The 18,167-nt window shown below is 63.7% G+C and carries 18 protein-coding genes and 1 pseudogene; 8 read left to right on the forward strand and 11 right to left on the reverse strand.

What is annotated here, in order from left to right; all coding sequences use genetic code 11:
- Positions 1 to 47: 47 nt before the first annotated feature.
- From EB233_RS21095 to rpsD, 3 genes are all read right to left on the reverse strand, one after another.
- Positions 48 to 875, reverse strand: a complete 828-nt coding sequence (locus EB233_RS21095) for an inositol monophosphatase family protein (RefSeq protein WP_064991548.1) — start codon at positions 873 to 875, stop codon at positions 48 to 50.
- Positions 865 to 1,752 carry a tRNA 2-thiocytidine(32) synthetase TtcA gene (ttcA, locus tag EB233_RS21100; RefSeq protein WP_064991549.1) on the reverse strand — a complete coding sequence of 296 codons (888 nt, stop codon included), beginning with the start codon at positions 1,750 to 1,752 and terminating at the stop codon, positions 865 to 867. The genes EB233_RS21095 and ttcA overlap by 11 nt, the downstream gene beginning before the upstream one ends.
- 135 nt (positions 1,753 to 1,887) lie before the next feature.
- Complete coding sequence (rpsD, locus tag EB233_RS21105) at positions 1,888 to 2,505, reverse strand: 30S ribosomal protein S4 (protein ID WP_013895883.1); 618 nt, start codon at positions 2,503 to 2,505, stop codon at positions 1,888 to 1,890.
- 374 nt (positions 2,506 to 2,879) lie between these two features.
- On the opposite strand from rpsD, the gene EB233_RS21110 reads away from it, so the two are divergent.
- The gene (locus EB233_RS21110) at positions 2,880 to 3,077 is read left to right on the forward strand and encodes a hypothetical protein (protein ID WP_027051625.1); all 198 of its coding nucleotides are present in this window, start codon (positions 2,880 to 2,882) and stop codon (positions 3,075 to 3,077) included.
- Positions 3,078 to 3,303: 226 nt separating this feature from the next.
- On the forward strand, positions 3,304 to 3,492 hold the full coding sequence (locus tag EB233_RS21115; protein ID WP_027051624.1) for a hypothetical protein: 189 nt from the start codon (positions 3,304 to 3,306) through the stop codon (positions 3,490 to 3,492).
- A gap of 111 nt (positions 3,493 to 3,603) precedes the next feature.
- Here EB233_RS21115 and EB233_RS21120 read toward each other — a convergent pair whose 3' ends face one another.
- Positions 3,604 to 3,786 carry a DUF3008 family protein gene (locus EB233_RS21120; protein WP_027051623.1) on the reverse strand — a complete coding sequence of 61 codons (183 nt, stop codon included), beginning with the start codon at positions 3,784 to 3,786 and terminating at the stop codon, positions 3,604 to 3,606.
- 88 nt (positions 3,787 to 3,874) lie between these two features.
- On the opposite strand from EB233_RS21120, the gene EB233_RS21125 reads away from it, so the two are divergent.
- Positions 3,875 to 5,257, forward strand: a complete 1,383-nt coding sequence (locus tag EB233_RS21125; RefSeq protein WP_064991550.1) for an RNB domain-containing ribonuclease — start codon at positions 3,875 to 3,877, stop codon at positions 5,255 to 5,257.
- Here EB233_RS21125 and murI read toward each other — a convergent pair.
- Complete coding sequence (gene murI / locus EB233_RS21130; protein ID WP_032916777.1) at positions 5,201 to 6,052, reverse strand: glutamate racemase; 852 nt, start codon at positions 6,050 to 6,052, stop codon at positions 5,201 to 5,203. The genes EB233_RS21125 and murI overlap by 57 nt on opposite strands.
- Positions 6,045 to 6,959, reverse strand: a complete 915-nt coding sequence (locus tag EB233_RS21135; RefSeq protein WP_064991551.1) for an RNA methyltransferase — start codon at positions 6,957 to 6,959, stop codon at positions 6,045 to 6,047. The genes murI and EB233_RS21135 overlap by 8 nt, the downstream gene beginning before the upstream one ends.
- A gap of 216 nt (positions 6,960 to 7,175) precedes the next feature.
- On the opposite strand from EB233_RS21135, the gene EB233_RS21140 reads away from it, so the two are divergent.
- Together EB233_RS21140 and EB233_RS21145 are read left to right on the forward strand one after the other, a co-directional pair.
- The gene (locus EB233_RS21140) at positions 7,176 to 8,387 is read left to right on the forward strand and encodes an NADP-dependent isocitrate dehydrogenase (protein ID WP_064991552.1); all 1,212 of its coding nucleotides are present in this window, start codon (positions 7,176 to 7,178) and stop codon (positions 8,385 to 8,387) included.
- Between the two features lie 73 nt (positions 8,388 to 8,460).
- Entirely contained in the window at positions 8,461 to 9,087 is a 627-nt protein-coding gene (locus EB233_RS21145) for a glutathione S-transferase family protein (protein ID WP_064991553.1), read from the forward strand.
- A 36-nt stretch (positions 9,088 to 9,123) separates the two neighbouring features.
- On the opposite strand, the gene EB233_RS21150 is transcribed toward EB233_RS21145, so the two are convergent.
- The 4 genes from EB233_RS21150 to recA all read right to left on the reverse strand — a co-directional run bounded on the left by EB233_RS21150 (position 9,124) and on the right by recA (position 14,943).
- The gene (locus EB233_RS21150; RefSeq protein ID WP_064991554.1) at positions 9,124 to 9,603 is read right to left on the reverse strand and encodes a DUF2269 family protein; all 480 of its coding nucleotides are present in this window, start codon (positions 9,601 to 9,603) and stop codon (positions 9,124 to 9,126) included.
- Complete coding sequence (locus tag EB233_RS21155; protein WP_064991555.1) at positions 9,600 to 10,895, reverse strand: SDR family oxidoreductase; 1,296 nt, start codon at positions 10,893 to 10,895, stop codon at positions 9,600 to 9,602. Before EB233_RS21155 ends, EB233_RS21150 begins: the two co-directional genes overlap by 4 nt.
- A 10-nt stretch (positions 10,896 to 10,905) precedes the next feature.
- Positions 10,906 to 13,572: an alanine--tRNA ligase gene (gene alaS, locus EB233_RS21160; protein WP_064991556.1), complete on the reverse strand. Its 2,667-nt coding sequence runs from the start codon at positions 13,570 to 13,572 to the stop codon at positions 10,906 to 10,908.
- A gap of 270 nt (positions 13,573 to 13,842) precedes the next feature.
- On the reverse strand, positions 13,843 to 14,943 hold the full coding sequence (gene recA, locus EB233_RS21165) for a recombinase RecA (protein WP_013895892.1): 1,101 nt from the start codon (positions 14,941 to 14,943) through the stop codon (positions 13,843 to 13,845).
- Positions 14,944 to 15,225: 282 nt separating this feature from the next.
- Here recA and EB233_RS21170 point away from each other — a divergent pair, with 282 nt between their 5' ends.
- Both EB233_RS21170 and EB233_RS21175 read left to right on the forward strand, forming a co-directional pair.
- Positions 15,226 to 16,170 carry a carbohydrate kinase family protein gene (locus EB233_RS21170; protein ID WP_064991557.1) on the forward strand — a complete coding sequence of 315 codons (945 nt, stop codon included), beginning with the start codon at positions 15,226 to 15,228 and terminating at the stop codon, positions 16,168 to 16,170.
- A 76-nt stretch (positions 16,171 to 16,246) separates the two neighbouring features.
- Positions 16,247 to 17,164, forward strand: coding sequence for a pseudouridine-5'-phosphate glycosidase (locus EB233_RS21175; RefSeq protein ID WP_064991558.1), 918 nt, complete (start codon positions 16,247 to 16,249; stop codon positions 17,162 to 17,164).
- Positions 17,165 to 17,173: 9 nt separating this feature from the next.
- Here the strand turns inward: EB233_RS21175 and EB233_RS21180 are convergent, their stop codons facing one another.
- Positions 17,174 to 17,497, reverse strand: a complete 324-nt coding sequence (locus EB233_RS21180) for a TfoX/Sxy family protein (protein ID WP_064991559.1) — start codon at positions 17,495 to 17,497, stop codon at positions 17,174 to 17,176.
- An 88-nt stretch (positions 17,498 to 17,585) separates the two neighbouring features.
- On the opposite strand from EB233_RS21180, the pseudogene EB233_RS21185 reads away from it, so the two are divergent.
- Positions 17,586 to 18,084: pseudogene (locus tag EB233_RS21185) on the forward strand (GFA family protein).
- Positions 18,085 to 18,167: the final 83 nt, after the last annotated feature.

Here is an 18,167-nt window from a genome sequence, read left to right on the forward strand (position 1 = left end):
TGCAGGCCGGTAGCGCGGCTATTTGAACGCGGTCGCTGGAATCAATCCTATTTGGCCCACAGTTCGCGGCGCAACTCCTGCCAGCTCTCCCGGTCGGGAGCGACCAGCAGGCCGCCGCCGACATGCGACGGCAGGTAGGCGCTGCCGTCGAAGCGCGCGGCATGACCGCCGGCCTCGGCATGGATCAGCACACCGGCCAGGTGGTCCCACGGCATCAGCTTGTTGTAGACGACGAAATGGCCATGGCCGCTCGCCAGCAAACGGTATTCGTGGGCGGCACAGCGGTAGTTGAACTGCGACAGCGTCTTGGTCTGGTTGCAGGCGAGCCGCGTGCGATCAGGCTCGGCCATGTATTGCCAGGAGACCGCGCCGGTCATCTCGGAGATCGGTGCCCTCGCCGCAACCCGCACCGTCTCCAGCGTGCCATGCGCATGGCGAATATGGCTGCCGGCGCCCTTGGCGCCGATCAGCCAGTCCTTGCCGACGGGATCATGGATAATGCCGGCGACCGTCTCACCCTTGACCACGACGCCAAGCATGACGCCGAACAGCGGCACGCCGGAGGCGAAATTGAAGGTGCCGTCGACCGGGTCGATGACGAAGGCCAGGTCGGCATCGCCCAGACCATCGAGCAGCGCCGGATCGTCGGAACAGGCTTCCTCGCCGACGACCATGGCCGTGGGATAGCGCTGGCGCAGCCTGGCCGTGATCAGCCGCTCGGCGTTGACATCGGCTTCCGTCACCAGGTCGGCGGCGGAGGTCTTCTGTCTGATGTCGCCATCGCCCAGCCGGCGAAAGCGGGGCATGATCTCGGTGTCGGCGGCCTCGGCCAGCAGGCTGGCCAGCCAGTCGATCGCGGTATCGTCAAATGTCATCGGGTGCGTCTTGTCCTGTGATGAGGGTCTGGTTCAGGGCGGCGAAATCGAACAGCTTCCTGTCGAGCAGATGCGACGGCCTGGTGTTGGACAGCGCACGCAACATCGTGTCCTTGCGGCCGGGCATGCGCTTCTCGATGTCGTCCAGCATCGCCTTCATGGCGTTGCGCTGAAGGCCTTCCTGGCTGCCGCAGAGGTCGCAAGGGATGATCGGGAACCGCATCGCCACGGCGAATTTTTCGAGGTCGATCTCGGCGCAATAGCTCAGCGGCCGCAGCACCATGACGTCGCCTTCGTCGTTGAGCAGCTTTGGCGGCATGGCGGCGAGACGGCCGCCATGGAAGAGGTTCATGAAGAAGGTCTCGAGAATGTCTTCGCGGTGATGGCCGAGGACTAGCGCCGAACAGCCCTCCTCGCGCGCGATGCGGTAGAGATGGCCACGCCGCAGCCTCGAGCAGAGCGAGCAATAAGTGCTGCCCTGCGGCAGCTTGTCGGTGACCACCGAATAGGTGTCCTGGTACTCTATGCGGTGCGCAATGCCGTTGGCGTTGAGATAGTCGGGCAGGATGTGTTTTGGGAAATTCGGCTGGCCCTGGTCGAGATTGCAGGCCAAGAGATCGACCGGCAGCAGCCCGCGCCATTTGAGGTCGAGCAGCAAGGCGAGCAGGCCGTAGGAATCCTTGCCGCCCGACAGCGCGACCAGCCAGCGCTGGCCCGGTTCCACCATCGAGAAGTCCTCGATCGCCTGACGCGTCAGGCGCAGCAGCCGCTTGCGCAATTTGTTGAACTCGACCGAGGACGGCACATCGGCAAAGAGCGGATGGGAGCCGCCTTCGGCGACCGGCTCGAGCGTCTCTATGTCTGGCAGCATGTTCATGGCGCGGCGGCCCCGGGAATGTGATGTCCGCCCGGATTAGCGCATCGGCCGGAGAATCGAAACGGCAAAGCGGAAGTACGAAACAAAAAGGCCGCCTCGAAGGGCGGCCTTTCGGTATCGCGGAAAAGCGTTCGCTTAGCGCGAATAGAATTCGACGACCAGGTTCGGTTCCATCTGGACGGCGAACGGAACGTCCGCCAGGCCAGGGATGCGCGAGAAGGTCGCGACCATCTTGTTGTGATCGGCTTCGATGTAGTCCGGCACGTCACGCTCGGCGAGGCCGACCGATTCGAGCACGATGACCAGCTGCTTCGACTTTTCACGCACTTCGACGACGTCGCCCGGCTTGCAGCGGTACGAGCCGATGTTGACGCGCTTGCCGTTGACGTTGACGTGGCCGTGGTTGACGAACTGACGCGCTGCGAAAATGGTCGGCACGAACTTGGCGCGGTAAACGACCGCATCAAGACGCGACTCGAGCAGGCCGATCAGGTTTTCCGAGGTGTCGCCCTTGCGGCGGTCGGCCTCTTCATAGACCTTGCGGAACTGCTTTTCCGAAACGTCGCCATAGTGACCCTTCAGCTTCTGCTTGGCACGCAGCTGCAGGCCGAAGTCGGAAAGCTTGCCCTTGCGGCGCTGGCCGTGCTGGCCGGGGCCGTATTCACGCTTGTTGACCGGGGACTTCGGGCGGCCCCAGATGTTTTCGCCGAGACGGCGGTCGATCTTGTATTTCGCGGATTCGCGCTTGCTCATCGCATTCCCTTTTCAAGACAATACACCCGGCACCTTCATGGTCCGGGTGAAGGAAACGCGCCCTCCTCTGGCCTCCGTTTTCGAGACCTGACAGGGTTTTCCCACGCAACGCGGCGGAAAACCCACGGGACACGTCAGTTCAAACAAAACCAGGAACCAAGGCAACCGGTCTTGCGCATATAAAACAAACACCGGACATCGCTGCCCGGCGTTGGCGGCTGGTTAAACCGAGATTTAACCGGTGTCAAGCTTGTCAGTAGCGCAGCGCAACGCAACCCTATAGCGTTCAGGACGTTGAGCGATGCCGGATGTGGCGGGAGGTTTTGCGCCAACGGCACCAGGAAGGGATCTGTCGCTAGAGGAGTCCAATCAGCATGAAGAAGTTTTTCCTTACCTTGGCGGGAGCTGCGGTGCTTGCAGGTTCTATGGCGGTGGCGCCGGAACCGGCCATGGCGCGTCACTGGCACGGCCACAAACAAGTCTGCCGTATCATCGTGAAGAAGAGAGTGGTGTGGCGGCATGGCCACCGCAAGGTGATCGTCGAGAGGATACGGCGCTGCCACCGCTGGTGAAGCCGGCTCTGGCCGGGACCATGCTTTGATATCTTGGAAGATACCAAGATCCCAGGAAGGGCCAGCGATCCATCGCTGGCCCTTTCGCATTGAACGGCTGCCTACCACGAAGCGAACGACGCCTAATTTAGGCTCAGCCCGCACATCCACTGACGTTCCCGACTTCGTGATTGGGGAGGATCTCCGCAATTCGCTAGAAATCGAGCGTCCGCAATGGAGAAGCCCTATGAAGACCGCAGCCTTGCTTTTGGTCGCGCTGCTTGCAGGCTCGACCGTACTTGTTTCGCCGGAATTGGCCGTGGCCGGCGCAAAAAAGGACTGTCACTGGCAGACGGTCACCAGGCGGGTCTGGCGCAACGGCCGCGTACACAATGTGACGACGAAGGTGAAGCGCTGTTTCCACCACCATCAATAATGGCCGCGCTAAAGCGCGTCGCGTCTGAACGGATTCATGGGCCGCGCTTCAGCTCTTTGTTGTTATGCATGTCGTTCTCCCAAAACCGGGGCCACTTTTGGGCGACATGCCTTAGGACTTCTTCTCCGGCAGGCCCTTGCGCTTGGTCTCGGCGAACTCTTCCAGTTGTTTCTCGCTCATCGATTCGTACATATCGCGTGATGCGCCCTTGAGTTCGCTCTTCTTCGTCTCGCCGCGCTTGGCGGAGAGAGCGGCGCCGGCGGCTTTCTGCTGGGCTTTCGAGGTGGCTGGCATGGCGGTTTCTCCTTTGCTGTCACGAGAAACGCCGCGCTTCGGCGGCGGTTCCCTTCCCGTGTCCAGAGCGCCAGTGTAGGACGGCGGCATGAAGTCCCTGACAGACCCCTCACAAGCCCTCTCGACCGGCCTGGCGAAAATCCGCACCGAATTCCACGTGCCGGAGGGGTTTCCGGCTGACGTAATGGCCGCGGCGGAGGCGGCGGCCAATCGGGTGCCGAACCAGCATGCCGACCGAAGGGCGATGCCGTTCGTGACGCTCGATCCAGCGGCCTCCACCGATCTCGACCAGGCGTTCTCGATCGAGGCGAGCAGCAGTGATCTTCTGCTGCATTACGCCATTGCCGACGTGGGCTGGTTCGTCGAGGACGGCGACGCCATCGATCGCGAAGCCTGGACGCGGGGCGAGACACTTTACTTGCCGGACGGCAAGGCCGGGCTCTACCCACCGACAATTGCCGAAGGTGCCGCAAGCCTGCTGCCGGATGGACCACGTCCGGCGATCATCTTCACCGTCCGGGTCGCCGACGACGGTGCGGTGAAATTGGATGGGGCGGAGCGGGCCATCATTCAAAGCCGCGCCAAGCTCGCCTATGACAGCGTACAGGCCTCCGACGTCCCGCCCGGCTTCGCCGAACTGGCGCGGCGCATGGCGGCAAACGAAGAGCGCCGCGGCGCTTCGCGCGTAGACCCGCCCGAGCAAGAGGTGGAAAGGCTCGCCGATGGCACATTCCGGCTTTCGTTCAGGCCGGTGCTGCAATCCGAGCAGGACAACGCCGCGCTCTCGCTGGCTGCCAACATGGCGATTGCCGACGCCATGCTGGCGCACAAGACCGGGTTGTTCCGGGTGATGTCCGGGCCGGATGCGTCCAAGGTGCAAAGATTGCGCAACGCGGCGCAGGCTCTCGGGCTGTCCTGGCCGGCCTCCACCGACTTGCGCGACTATCAGCGGACGCTTGATCCAACCGATCCGAAACAGGCCGCACTGATGCTGGAAATCCGCCGCGCAGGCAACGGCGCATCCTACCAACCCTATCAGGAAGGCGTCGTTCCCTGGCATGAGGCGATGGCGGCAACCTATGCCCACGCCACAGCGCCGCTCAGGCGGCTGGCCGATCGCTACGTCGTGCGCTGCGTTTTGGCTATCGCCAATGGCCTGCCGGTTCCGCAGGCTGTGACCGAGGCGTTCACCGGATTGCCGAAGGTGATGGGGCGCGCTGATGCCCGTGCCTCGCAGATCAACCATGCGGCCATCGACCTTGCCGAGGCGGTGATGCTCAGGGGACGCGAGGGGGAAACGTTCAAGGCCGTTGCCACCGACTTCGTCGAGAATGGCGTGCGCGTTCAGCTTGCCGATATGCCTGTCGTTGCCACCGTAAAGGCCTCCGGGCTCAGACAGGGCGACGGTCTCACGCTAAGGCTGGTCCTGGCCGACCCGGATCAACGCAGCATCGCCTTCGAGGCTGTTTGAGCGGGCGGATGTTTCCGCGACCAGTCCAAAGCCCTGCATCAGCCGGCTGACGGCGAAATCCGCCTTGCCTGAGGTGAAGACGGCGATGTCGGGTTCGCCTTGCGACAGCGGCTCGATCGGCGGCAACAGCGAAAGGGCGCGCCGGGCGATCGCCTCGGCCGGATCGATCCAGTCGACCGGCCAGGGCGCGGTCTTTCTCATGCGGTTGACCAGGAACGGATAATGCGTGCAGGCCAGCACGACGATGTCGGTCCTGCGCCCGTCATGTTCCATGAAACAGGGCGCGATCTCGGCGCGCACGGCTTCCTCGTCGACAAAGCCCTCGCGCATATAGACTTCGGCAAGTCCCGCCAGCCTGTCGCTGCCAACCAGGCGGACATGGCATTTCTGCGCCCATTTGCTGATCAGGTCGCGCGTGTATTGCCGCTTCACCGTGCCCGGCGTCGCCAGCACCGAGACCAGGCCAGAGCGCGTGCGCTCCGCCGCCGGCTTGACCGCCGGCACAGTGCCGACGAAGGGGTGGCCGGGAAATCTGTCGCGCAACGCATCGATCACCAGCGTCGAGGCGGTATTGCAGGCAATGACGGAAATCGCCGGTGCAAACCGGTCGAGCAGTCTGGCGAAGAGATCGAGTATGTGGGTGCGCAGCGCCGGTTCCTCCCAGGCGCCGAAGGGGAAAGCGGCATCGTCCGCGACATAGATGAAGCGCCGGTCCGGCATCAGCACCCGCGCCTCGCGCAACACGGTCAGCCCGCCGACGCCGGAATCGAACATCAGGATCGGCTGGTCAGTCATTGTCGGTTCCCATGCCGCCCAGCGGCGGCGCGTCCTCATCGTCACCGGCAGGCGCCTGGCGCTCGGCTTCGGCCTTGCCGGCGCGCGCGGCGGCGGCCGGAAGCCGCCTTGGATCGTCGCCCGGCGAACCGTCGCCGCGAGGCATGGCCGGCGAAAACCTGTCCAGTGACGAAATGATGCCGCGCAGCACCTTGAGCTCCGGTTCGGCAAAGCCAGCCCGCGTCAGCACGGCGCGCAGATTGTCGACCATTTTCGGCTTCTTCGGCGCCGGCCGGAAATAGCCACGCGCTTCCAACGCGCCTTCGAGATAGGCGAACAGGCCGTGCAGTTCTTCCTTGCTGGCCGGCTTCATCTCCGGGCCGGCAAAATTGGTCTTGGTCTCGTCCTCCAGACCCGACTTCATCCACTCATAGGACATCAGAAGGGCGGCCTGGGCGATGTTGAGCGAAGAGAAATCCGGATCCACGGGAAAGGTGACGATCTCGTCGGCAAGGCCGACTTCGTCATTGTAGAGGCCGAAGCGTTCGCGGCCGAACAGAATGCCGGTGCGCTGCCCCAGTCCATGACGGGATCGCAGCACCCTGCCCGCCTCGACCGGCCCACGGACGGCCTTGAAGCCGTCGCGCTGCCTGGCGGTGGTGGCAAAAACGAAATTCAGGTCGGCAAGCGCCGAGCCCAGGTCGTCGAACACCTTGACGGCGTCGATGACATGGTCGGCACGACTGGCGGCGGCACGCGCCTTTTCGCTCGGCCAGCCGTCGCGCGGGTTGACGAGGCGCAGTTCGGCCAGGCCGAAATTGGCCATGGCGCGTGCAACCATGCCGATGTTCTCGCCTAGCTGCGGCTCGACGAGGATGATGGCCGGGCCGGCGGATGGGATGCTCTCAGGATCTTTGGTGACGGGCATGATTTCCAATGAACTGCTGTTTGCGGCATTTCAGCGTCCCCTGCCATATTCGGCCGCGAAAATGAAGCATTCGCAAATGATGGCGGCGACAGCCTCACATTCGTGACCGATCGCCGTTTGCGCGGCCAAAAGCGCTTTGATATACGGGCGGAATCCCCCGGCCGAACGCCACGCGGGCAAGGCCGTCCCATATCCCAGCAACGAGGCATTCTTTCCATGGCGAAGATCAAGGTGGCGAACCCGGTCGTCGAACTCGACGGCGACGAGATGACCCGCATCATCTGGCAGTTCATCAAGGACAAGCTGATCCACCCTTATCTCGACCTGAAGCTCGAATATTACGACCTGGGCATCGAGCATCGCGACGCCACCAACGATCAGGTGACGATCGATTCGGCCAACGCCATCAAGAAATACGGCGTCGGCGTGAAATGCGCGACGATCACCCCCGACGAACAGCGCGTCGAGGAGTTCAAGCTGAAGAAGATGTGGAAGTCGCCCAACGGCACCATCCGCAACATCCTCGGCGGCACCATCTTCCGCGAGCCGATCATCATGAAGAACGTGCCGCGCCTGGTGCCCGGCTGGACCAAGCCGATCATCGTCGGCCGCCATGCCTTCGGCGACCAGTATCGCGCCACCGATTTCCGCTTCCCCGGCAAAGGCAAGCTGACGATCAAGTTCGTCGGCGAGGACGGCCAGGTGATCGAGCACGACGTGTTCGACGCGCCCGGCTCCGGCGTCGCCATGGCCATGTACAATCTCGACGAGTCGATCCGCGAATTCGCCCGCGCTTCGCTGAACTATGGCCTGCTGCGCAACTATCCGGTCTACCTGTCGACCAAGAACACTATCCTCAAGGCCTATGACGGTCGCTTCAAGGACATCTTCCAGGAAGTCTACGAGGCTGAATTCGAAGCCGAGTTCAAGTCGAAGAAGCTGTGGTACGAGCACCGCCTGATCGACGACATGGTGGCGTCCAGCCTGAAATGGTCGGGCGGCTATGTCTGGGCCTGCAAGAACTATGACGGCGACGTGCAGTCCGACACGGTGGCGCAAGGCTTTGGCTCGCTCGGCCTGATGACTTCGGTACTGATGACGCCGGATGGCAAGACGGTGGAAGCGGAGGCCGCGCACGGCACCGTCACCCGCCACTACCGCCAGCACCAGAAGGGCGAGGAAACCTCGACCAATTCGATCGCCTCGATCTTCGCCTGGACGCGCGGCCTCGCGCACCGCGCCAAGCTCGACGACAATGCCGAACTGAAGCGCTTCGCCGAGACGCTGGAGAAGGTTTGTATCCAGACGGTCGAAAGCGGCTTCATGACCAAGGATCTGTCACTGCTCATCGGCCCCGACCAGCCGTGGCTGTCGACCACCGGTTTCCTCGACAAGATCGACGAGAATTTGCAGAAGGCAATGGCGTAATCTGGATTTCCGACATACCGAAGGCTCCGCGAGGAGCCTTCTTCTTTTGGATGAAGGCAAGGGGCAGTGACTGATGACCAAGCCAATCCTCTACGGCGCGGACTACAGCGTCTATGTGCGCATTGCGCGGATGGCGCTGGAGGAGAAAGGCGTCGACTACGAGTTGGTGCCGCTCGACATCTTCGCCGCCGAGGGCGTCCCCACCTGGTATCTCGAACATCACCCGTTCGGCCGCATTCCGGCCTTCGAACATGACGGGTTTCGGTTGTTCGAGACCAGTGCAATCGCACATTATGCGGACGAGGCCTTCGACGGTCCGGCGCTGCAGCCGAAGGACCCGCGGGGCCGCGCGCGGATGAACCAGATCATCGGCATGCTCGATGCCTATGCCTACCGGTCGATGGTCTGGGATGTCGCGGTCGAGCGGCTGGAGAAAGAGGCACCGGACGAGGCTCTGATCGCCGGCGGGCTTTCGCAGGCGGGCACGGCGCTCCAGACGCTCTCTTCGCTGAAAGCCTCGGGACCATGGCTGCTCGGCGACCAGCTGACGCTGGCCGACCTGCACGCGGCGCCGATCACTGGCTATTTCGTCAAGGTCGCCGAGGGGCAAAGCCTACTGGCGCGGTTTGCGGATATCGAGGATTGGTATGCGCGAGTGGCCGAACGCGTGAGCTTCGCCAAGACCGACAAGGCAGATTGAGCAACCCGACAGACGAGCCTGGCTGAAAGCGATCGGCTAAAGCCCTATCCCGGGCCGGGTGACCATCAGCCAGAGAATGGCAAGTACGGCGGCGAAAGCCGGAAAGCCGCACGCAAACCAGATGCGGAACAGGCGCTTTTCCTCAGGCGGCAAGGGCCGATTCTCGATGGCAGCCTGTCGCGTCAGATTGCGAATCCGGATCTGAATCCAGACCACCGGCAGCCAGAACAGCCCGGTCACGACATAGAGCAACAGGGACAGCACGATCCAGCCCTCGGAGAGCGGCCAGCCCATGGCCTGCGCCAGCAACACGCCCGTGATCGGCTGCATGATGACGGCCGTTGCCGTAAAAATGGTGTCGGCAATGACGACCGTACCGGCAACATGGGCAACGATGTCGGCGCGGCCGGTGCGCTGCGCCATCAGCATGAAGAAAGCGATGCCGGCGCCGGTGCCGAAGAGAACCGTGGCGCCGATGACATGCAGCCAGCGCAGAGTGTCTACCCAGAGGCTCATCGCTCGTCGAGCATCGCGAGCGCCACAAGGACAAGGCACAGCGCCGGCACGGCCTTGATGATGGCGCCCAAAGGATCAAGCCACAGATCGGGTGCAAACACGGTCGCCCCTGCAAGATAAAGCAAGGTGATGGCAATCATGGCGACCAGCGCCAGGTGCGCGAAGGACCGCACGAGGACCGCAGCTCCGAGAGCGATGTCGGCGACACTTCCGGCAAGAACCATTGCGAACGCAAGCGTTGGCGACAGGCCATGCGAGACAAGAATGTCGGCAGCCGCATCCAGCCTGGCCAGGCCGACAATGCCGGAAACCAGCCAGAACAACGAGAGAACCGCGAACACGATCGGTTTCAGCAACCAAAGCCGGGCGAACCACCGCTCCTGCACGTGGGCCGGCATGGCGGTCAGCGTCGCCTCCAGCGGTTGCAGCGGCTGGCCGGCGACCTGGTTCCAGGGCTCTGCGTCGCCGGTGACGCCGCGCGCCAGCGCGGCAAGGGCCGCGCTGCGCAAGGGCGAGCGCCAGCCAAGCCGGCCAAGGCCATCGGCAAGGACGGCGGCAAGCCTGCCGACAATGGCGGGCACCGGCACAACCCTCGCCCGTGGCAGGCCAAGCCAGCCGCGAAAGGCCAGGAGAACATCGGCGAGCGGGCGCGCTTCGGTTTCGACGAGATCGAAGACGGAGCGAAGCGGCAGCGATCCGGTGACCGCGCGCGAGACGGCTTCGGCGACGTCTGTGGCCGCCACGGTCTGAATCGGCTGTCGCGGCATGACGGCCGGAATGAAACCGGGAAATGCCGCAAGGGCGCGCAGCAGCGCCGTCCCGCCATAAGCGGCGGACGCGATCACCAGGCCAGGGCGCAGTATAGTCCACTCCAGCGAAGAACTTGCGACAGCCTTGTCGCCTTGCGCCTTGGTGCTGAAAAACACATCAGCCGAGGAGAGATCGGCACCGACCGCCGAGATCTGCGCAAAACGGGACACACCGGCCCGTTCGCAGGCCTCGACGAGCGCCGCCACCGAGCCCCGGTGGACCGCGTCGAGACGGTCGCGCGGACCGTCCTGCAAGGCGCCTGCCGCGTTGACGACCGCGTCCATGCCCGCGACCACCGGCAGCCAGTCCTCGGCGGCAAGCAGTTCCGACATGTCCGCCGCGATCCATCGAGCCGCCGGCCGGCGCCGTTGCGCATCCCTGATATCGCGACCGAGACCGCTCACATGATGACCATCGCGAAGCAAACGGCCAACGACTGCGTCCCCGATCAAACCATAGCCGCCGAGGACGAGAATTTTCATGTCATGGCTTTCAGGCGGCCTCGAGTGCCGCCTTGACCGCTGCGATCGCATCATTGGCCTTCGACGCGTCCGGGCCGCCGGCCTGCGCCATATCCGGACGCCCGCCGCCGCCCTGCCCGCCCAAGGCGGCGGAGGCGACACGCACCAGATCGACGGCGCTGAAGCGGCCGACGAGGTCGTCGGTGACGGCAACGACGACGCTCGCCTTGTTGTCCTCGCCGGCGCCGACGAAGACGACGACGCCGGAGCCGAGCGAGGTCTTGCCGGCGTCCGCCAGCGGCTTCAGATCCTTCGGCGAGACGCCGGAGACAGCCTTGCCGAGGAAGCCGACGCCCGCGACCGTCTCGTTCTCCGAGGGCGCACCGGCCGCGGCACCGCCGCCCAGCGCCAGTTTCTTGCGCGCTTCGGTCAGTTCCTTCTCGAGCTTCTTGCGCTCTTCGAGCAAAGCCTCGACACGCGCCGGCACGTCGGCGGGCGAAATCTTCAGCACGGCTGCCGCCGCCTTCAGGCGCCTGTCCTGCTCGTCGAGATGCTTGCGAGCGGCTTCGCCGGTCAATGCCTCGATACGGCGCACGCCGGCGGCGACCGCGCCGTCGGAGACGACGCGGACCAGACCGATATCGCCGGTCGCTCTGACATGCGTGCCACCGCAGAGTTCGACCGAATAAGGCCGGTTGGCCTTGGCGCCATGCAGCCCCGTGCCCATCGACACGACGCGCACCTCGTCGCCGTATTTCTCGCCGAACAGCGCCATGGCGCCCTCGGCAATGGCGTCGTCGACCGACATCAGGCGCGTGGTCACCGGGCTGTTCTGCACGACGATCTCGTTGGCCATGCGCTCGACTTCTTCAAGCTCCTCGGCCGAGATCGGCTTGTTGTGCGAGATGTCGAAACGCAGGCGCTCGGGCGCGACCAGCGAGCCTTTTTGCGCGACATGGGTGCCCAGCACCTCGCGCAGCGCCTCGTGGATCAGATGCGTGGCGGAGTGATTGGCACGCAGCCTGGTGCGCCTGTTATGATCGACCTTGAGCTCGACCGCAGCGCCCGTCTTGACGGTGCCGCTCGCCACCTTGCCGAGATGTACGAACAGCCCATCGGCCTTCTTCTGCGTGTCGGAAATGTCTATCGAGAAGCCTTCGCCCGAGATGATGCCGGTGTCGCCCATCTGGCCGCCGGACTCGCCATAGAACGGCGTCTGGTTGACGACCACCGCGACGGTGTCGCCCTTGCCGGCGCTATCGACCGCCTTGCCGTCCCTGACCAGCACCTGGATCAGGCCCTCCGCCTGTTCGGTCTCGTAGCCGAGGAATTCGGTGGCGCCGGCCTTTTCACGCACCGAGAACCAAACTGTCTCGGTGGCGGCCTCGCCTGACCCCGCCCAGTGCTTGCGCGCCTCTGCCTTCTGCTGCTCCATCGCATTGGTGAAGCCGGCAAGATCGACCGAGATGTTGCGCTGGCGCAGCGCATCCTGCGTCAAGTCGAGCGGGAAGCCGTAGGTGTCGTAGAGCTTGAACGCCGTCTCGCCGTCCAGCATGTCGCCGGCGTGCAGTGTCTCCGTCGCCTCCGAGAGCAGGCCGAGGCCGCGCACCAGCGTCTTGCGGAACCTGGTTTCCTCGAGCTTCAGCGTCTCCGTGATCAGTTGTTCGCCGCGCGGCAGTTCGGGATAGGCCTGGCCCATCTCGCGCACCAGCGCCGGCACCAGCTTCCACATCAGCGGCTCGTTGGCGCCGAGCAACTGCGCGTGGCGCATGGCGCGGCGCATGATGCGACGCAGCACATAGCCGCGGCCTTCATTCGATGGCAGCACGCCGTCGGCCACCAGGAAGGAGGACGAGCGCAGGTGGTCGGCGATGACGCGGTAGGACGCGACCGTTTCCACATCCGGAGCGCGCCCGAGCGCGGAGGACGCCGCATCGATCAAGTGCCGGAACAGGTCGGTCTCGAAGACGCTTTCCACCCCTTGCAGGATGGACGCCATGCGCTCCAGGCCCATGCCCGTGTCGATGGACGGGCGCGGCAGGTCGACGCGCTCGTCCTTGGTCACCTGTTCATACTGCATGAACACCAGGTTCCAGAATTCGAGGAAGCGGTCGCCGTCCTCCTCGGGACTTCCGGGGGGGCCGCCCCAGATGTGCTCGCCACGGTCGATGAAGATTTCCGAGCACGGTCCGCAAGGTCCGGTGTCACCCATCGCCCAGAAATTGTCCGAGGTCGGGATGCGGATGATGCGATCGTCCGAGAAGCCGGCGATCTTCTTCCAGAAGCCGGCCGCCTCATCGTCCGTGTGATAGACGGTGACCAGCAGCTTGTCCTTCTTCAGCCCGAATTCCCTGGTGATCAAGTTCCAGGCAAGCACGATGGCGCGCTCCTTGAAATAGTCGCCGAAGGAGAAATTGCCGAGCATCTCGAAGAACGTCAGATGGCGCGCGGTGTAGCCGACATTGTCGAGGTCGTTGTGCTTGCCGCCGGCGCGAACGCTCTTCTGGGCGGTGGTGGCGCGCGAATAGGACCGCTTCTCCAGACCCGTGAAGACGTTCTTGAACTGCACCATGCCGGCATTGGTGAACATCAATGTCGGATCGTTGCGCGGCACGAGCGGGCTCGAGGCCACGACCTCGTGGCCTTCCTTGCGGAAATAGTCGAGAAATGTCGACCGGATCTCGTTCACGCCACTCATGACTGCTGCCTTTTCGCGAAAACCGCCGGCAAGGCCGGCGGAGACTGGTCCCTGCTTGTCCAGAGATAGACTTGGCCTTTTAGCGGGCACGCCCGAGCCTGTCCAGAAACACAAAATTGGGCCAACCGAGGCGCCGTCAGGCCGGCTTCACGGCGCCCAAAAACAAAAACCGCCGGCGCGAGGCCGGCGGTTTTGAACGCGGTACCAAAGAACTCAATTACTTAAGCTTCAGATCATAGACCGACTTTATGGCCGAACTCTGTCCGTTGCCTACATCGCGCCGGCTTCGTCCTCAAAACCGTCGTCGCCGTTCCCTTCAGAACCACCATTTTCGAGGAATTTTTCGGCGATCAGCCCGGCATTCTGTCTCAGCGCCAGTTCGATCTCGCGTGCGGTATCGGGATTGTCGCGCAGGAACAGTTTTGCATTTTCGCGGCCCTGGCCAAGACGCTGCGAATTGTAGGAGAACCAGGCACCCGACTTCTCGACCACGCCGGCCTTGACGCCGAGATCGACCAGTTCGCCGGTCTTGGACACGCCCTCGCCATACATGATGTCGAACTCGACCACCTTGAAGGGCGGCGCCAGCTTGTTCTTGACCACCTTGACGCGGGTCTGGTTGCCGACGACCTCGTCGCGATCCTTGACCGAGCCGATGCGGCGGATGTCGAGGCGCACCGACGCGTAGAACTTCAGCGCATTGCCGCCGGTCGTGGTTTCGGGCGAACCGAACATGACGCCAATCTTCATGCGGATCTGGTTGATGAAGATGACCATGGTGTTGGAGCGCGAGATCGAGGCGGTCAGCTTGCGCAGCGCCTGGCTCATCAAACGCGCTTGAAGACCGGGCAGCGAATCGCCCATCTCGCCCTCGATTTCGGCGCGTGGCGTCAGCGCCGCGACCGAATCGACCACCAGCACGTCGATGGCGCCCGAACGCACCAGCGTGTCGCAGATTTCCAGCGCCTGCTCGCCGGTGTCGGGCTGAGAGATCAGGAGGTTTTCAAGGTCAACGCCAAGCTTGCGGGCATAGACCGGATCGAGCGCGTGTTCGGCATCGACGAAGGCGCAGATGCCGCCCTTCTTCTGGGCTTCGGCCACCGTGTGCAGCGCCAGCGTCGTCTTGCCCGAGCTTTCCGGCCCGTAGATCTCGATGATGCGGCCGCGCGGCAGGCCACCGACGCCGAGCGCGATATCGAGGCCGAGCGAACCGGTCGGCACCGTTTCGATCTCGACGACCTGCTCGTTCGCGCCGAGCCGCATGATCGAGCCCTTGCCGAAAGCTCGCTCGATTTGCGACAGCGCCGCATCCAGAGCCTTTGATTTGTCCACTGCCTTGTCCTCTACAAGCCGCAAAGAATTCTGAGCCATGATACATCACCCCTTGGTCGTCAATGAAGGCCGGACAATCCGTAATCCCTGTGAATTTGTACCTTTTTTGTTCTCGTTTGGCAAGAGGGCTCAAATATCTGAAAAACAGACGATATCCCGATTTGTTCTTTTTTCGTACCAAATGATCGAACAGCAACGCATCCCGCATTGGTCCAGACGGCTTCGCTGTTTCGGTTCGCCGAATCGCCGCCTTGCGTGCGAGAACACCTCCCTGCAGGCTGGCGCTTGTGCGGCTGCAAAAACAATGGGCGTATTGCCGGCATGTTGAAATCCATAGAGATACTCGCCGTGGGCGGCGCCCATATCGACCGGCGAGGCCAGGTGTCCGGCGCTTATGTCCCGGCCGCGTCCAATCCCGGCACGATGCGCGAGGATGTCGGCGGCGGCGTCTTCAACGCGCTGCGCAGCACGGTGCGGCGCGGCGTATCGGGCTCGCTGATGTCGATGCGCGGCGGCGATGCCGCGGCGGACAGCATTTCGAGAGCCATTGCTCAGGCCGGCATTACCGATCTGTCGGCGGTCTTTCTCGACCGTACGACGCCGAGCTATACGGCGTTGATCGATCGCGAGGGCGAACTGATCGTCGGCTTTGCCGACATGGCGCTGTACGATTTGGCGTTCCCCAAGCAGATGAGGCGCTCCAAGGTCCGCGAGGCGATCGCCGCCGCCGACGCCGTGTTGTGCGATGCCAATCTGCCTTCGGCGGCACTGGAGCGCCTGGTGTCGCTAGCCGCCGGCAAACCCGTCTTCGCCATTGCCATTTCGCCGGCCAAGGTGACGCGGCTGATACCGGTGCTCGGCGAATTGGCCCAGCTATTCATGAACCGGCGGGAAGCCCTGGCGCTGGCCGGCGCTCATCCAAATGTCACCGATCGAGATCTCGTCGACGGGTTGCGACGCAGCGGCCTTACCAGTGGCGTCGTGACGGCGGGCAGCGCACCGGTGCTGGGTTTCGACGCCGAAGGCGTCTTCTCCATCCTGCCGCCGCCGCCGCGAAGAGTTGCCGATGTCACCGGCGCCGGCGATGCACTGGCGGGGGCAACGATCGCGGCCCTGCTGCGGGGCTTGCCCTTGCGGGCGGCGTTGCGGGAAGGCGTCGCGGCAGCGACGCTGGCCATCGAAAGCGCGGACGCCGTTGCCGATTTCACCGCAGCAAGCTTCGCGGAAGCACTGGCCCTTGTGCCGGATGCCAGGGAAGTGGCATGAGACCGGAAAATTCATAGTGCCGGAGTGCCGCGTGCGCGTCCCGATGGATGCACGCACACCGGGTTGGAGATTAGAGATGACGCCAGAGACCGCCCGCCCCTTCATCGACGTTCACGCGCCGGTGGCGCAAGCCCTGGCAGCCGGACGCCCGGTTGTGGCGCTGGAAAGCACCATCATCACCCATGGCATGCCCTACCCCGACAATGGCGCCATGGCGGCCAATGTCGAGAAGATCATCAGCGACGGCGGCGCCGTGCCGGCGACGATCGCCGTGGTTGGCGGGCGCATCAAGATCGGCCTTTCCGACGGCGAACGCGAATCGCTGGCCATGACCGGCGACGCCATGAAGCTGTCGCGCGCCGACCTCGGCTTCGCCGTCGCGCACGGGCGCACGGGCGGCACGACAGTCGCCGCCACGATGATCGCGGCCCATATGGTCGGGATAAAAGTGTTCGCCACCGGCGGCATTGGCGGCGTCCACAAGGGCGCGGAAAAGAGCTTTGATATCTCGGCCGACCTCGACGAGTTGGCGCGCACGCCGGTCATCGTCGTGTCGGCCGGCGCCAAGGCCATTCTCGACATCGAAAAGACGTTGGAGGTTCTGGAGACCCGCGGCGTGCCCGTCGTCGGCCACGGCTGCGAGACCATGCCGGCTTTCTGGTCACGGCAGTCGCCGTTTCGAGCGCCGCTGACCCTGTATAGACCCGAAGAGATCGCGCATTTCTACCAGACCAGGGTTGCGCTGGGTCTCGGCGGCGGCCTGCTGGTCGCCAATCCGGTGCCGGAAAACCACGAAATCCCGGCCGAAGAGATGGCGGGCTACATCGAGGCCGCGCAGAAGGCCGCCGAGGCGCTCAACGTGACGGGCAAGGCGGTAACGCCGTTCCTGCTGGGAAAAATCCTGGAGCTCACCGGCGGCCGAAGCCTGAAGACCAACATCGCGCTGGTCGAAAACAATGCAAGGCTGGCGGCCGAGATCGCCAAGGCACTGTAGTTAGCGCGGCTACTTCCCGGCTCGCCGCCCCGCCTCATGGGCGCGGCGTGCCCACACCGTCATCTCGTCCGGATCGTCGAAAGCGCTGTCGGGAATGCTCCAATAGGGCATGGCGACCAGTTTGCCGTGGCGCGTGCCGGTGTAGGTCCATTGCCGGCAGCCGGCGGCTTCGAAGTCGGGGATCGTCTCCTTGTCGCCCTTGAGCAGCAATTCGCCGCGCAGCACGATGGCGACGATGACGCCGTCGAAATAGATGCCCTTGCCGCCGAACAGTTTTCGGATGCTGACCGGGCCTAGGCCCTCGAAAAGTTCGGCGATGCGTTCATTGTCCATGCCGCGATCATGTCATCGGCATTTGACATTGTCATCGCGCGACCAAAATCATGCTGACAGATTGAGGTCATTCCGTCGGAGTGTTGTCATGCCGCTTCTGCTCAAGGGATCCTGCCGCTGCAACGCCGTGCGTTTCGAGGTGGAAAGCCACACGCCCGTGCCGTTCATGCTCTGCTACTGCTCGATCTGCCGCAAGCAGCAGGGCGGCGGCGGCTTCGCCATCAATCTCGGCGCCGACTACGATACGCTGAACATCAGAGGCAAGAGGAGCCTCGGCGTCTACCGCGCCGAGATCGAGGATGACGAGCATCCTAAATGCGAGGTCTCGACCGGCGAGCGCAATTTCTGCAAGAAATGCGGGTCGGCGCTGTGGCTCTATGACCCGACCTGGCCGGAGCTAGTGCATCCCTTCGCGTCGGCGATCGACAGCGACCCTGCCGAAGCCGCCTGAAAAAGTGCATCTGATGCTGAAATACAAGGCGAACTGGGTCGAACCCGTGATCGGCAAGCGCGACAAGGTGTTCGATGTCTATCCTGAGGAATCGATCGCCGACTGGCACAAGCGGACCGGCATGTGGGTGGAGTAGTTCTCTTCTCCCTGTCACTATACGGGGAGAAGATGCCGGCAGGCAGATGAGGGGCGGCGCGAACTCCGGAGAAGCAGGCGCTG

Source organism: Mesorhizobium erdmanii (assembly GCF_013170725.1).
Classification (GTDB): Bacteria; Pseudomonadota; Alphaproteobacteria; order Rhizobiales; family Rhizobiaceae; genus Mesorhizobium; species Mesorhizobium erdmanii.

What these genes read in the sequence shown, in the direction of transcription:
- EB233_RS21095 (WP_064991548.1), bottom strand. Translation starts at nt 875, where the DNA reads ATGACATTTGACGATACCGCGATCGACTGGCTGGCCAGCCTGCTGGCC.
- EB233_RS21155 (WP_064991555.1), bottom strand. Translation starts at nt 10,895, where the DNA reads ATGAAAATTCTCGTCCTCGGCGGCTATGGTTTGATCGGGGACGCAGTC.
- EB233_RS21140 (WP_064991552.1), top strand. Translation starts at nt 7,176, where the DNA reads ATGGCGAAGATCAAGGTGGCGAACCCGGTCGTCGAACTCGACGGCGAC.
- EB233_RS21115 (WP_027051624.1), top strand. Translation starts at nt 3,304, where the DNA reads ATGAAGACCGCAGCCTTGCTTTTGGTCGCGCTGCTTGCAGGCTCGACC.
- EB233_RS21150 (WP_064991554.1), bottom strand. Translation starts at nt 9,603, where the DNA reads ATGAGCCTCTGGGTAGACACTCTGCGCTGGCTGCATGTCATCGGCGCC.
- EB233_RS21180 (WP_064991559.1), bottom strand. Translation starts at nt 17,497, where the DNA reads ATGGACAATGAACGCATCGCCGAACTTTTCGAGGGCCTAGGCCCGGTC.
- EB233_RS21175 (WP_064991558.1), top strand. Translation starts at nt 16,247, where the DNA reads ATGACGCCAGAGACCGCCCGCCCCTTCATCGACGTTCACGCGCCGGTG.
- EB233_RS21120 (WP_027051623.1), bottom strand. Translation starts at nt 3,786, where the DNA reads ATGCCAGCCACCTCGAAAGCCCAGCAGAAAGCCGCCGGCGCCGCTCTC.
- EB233_RS21125 (WP_064991550.1), top strand. Translation starts at nt 3,875, where the DNA reads ATGAAGTCCCTGACAGACCCCTCACAAGCCCTCTCGACCGGCCTGGCG.
- ttcA (WP_064991549.1), bottom strand. Translation starts at nt 1,752, where the DNA reads ATGAACATGCTGCCAGACATAGAGACGCTCGAGCCGGTCGCCGAAGGC.
- murI (WP_032916777.1), bottom strand. Translation starts at nt 6,052, where the DNA reads ATGACTGACCAGCCGATCCTGATGTTCGATTCCGGCGTCGGCGGGCTG.
- EB233_RS21170 (WP_064991557.1), top strand. Translation starts at nt 15,226, where the DNA reads ATGTTGAAATCCATAGAGATACTCGCCGTGGGCGGCGCCCATATCGAC.
- alaS (WP_064991556.1), bottom strand. Translation starts at nt 13,572, where the DNA reads ATGAGTGGCGTGAACGAGATCCGGTCGACATTTCTCGACTATTTCCGC.
- EB233_RS21145 (WP_064991553.1), top strand. Translation starts at nt 8,461, where the DNA reads ATGACCAAGCCAATCCTCTACGGCGCGGACTACAGCGTCTATGTGCGC.
- recA (WP_013895892.1), bottom strand. Translation starts at nt 14,943, where the DNA reads ATGGCTCAGAATTCTTTGCGGCTTGTAGAGGACAAGGCAGTGGACAAA.
- EB233_RS21110 (WP_027051625.1), top strand. Translation starts at nt 2,880, where the DNA reads ATGAAGAAGTTTTTCCTTACCTTGGCGGGAGCTGCGGTGCTTGCAGGT.
- rpsD (WP_013895883.1), bottom strand. Translation starts at nt 2,505, where the DNA reads ATGAGCAAGCGCGAATCCGCGAAATACAAGATCGACCGCCGTCTCGGC.
- EB233_RS21135 (WP_064991551.1), bottom strand. Translation starts at nt 6,959, where the DNA reads ATGCCCGTCACCAAAGATCCTGAGAGCATCCCATCCGCCGGCCCGGCC.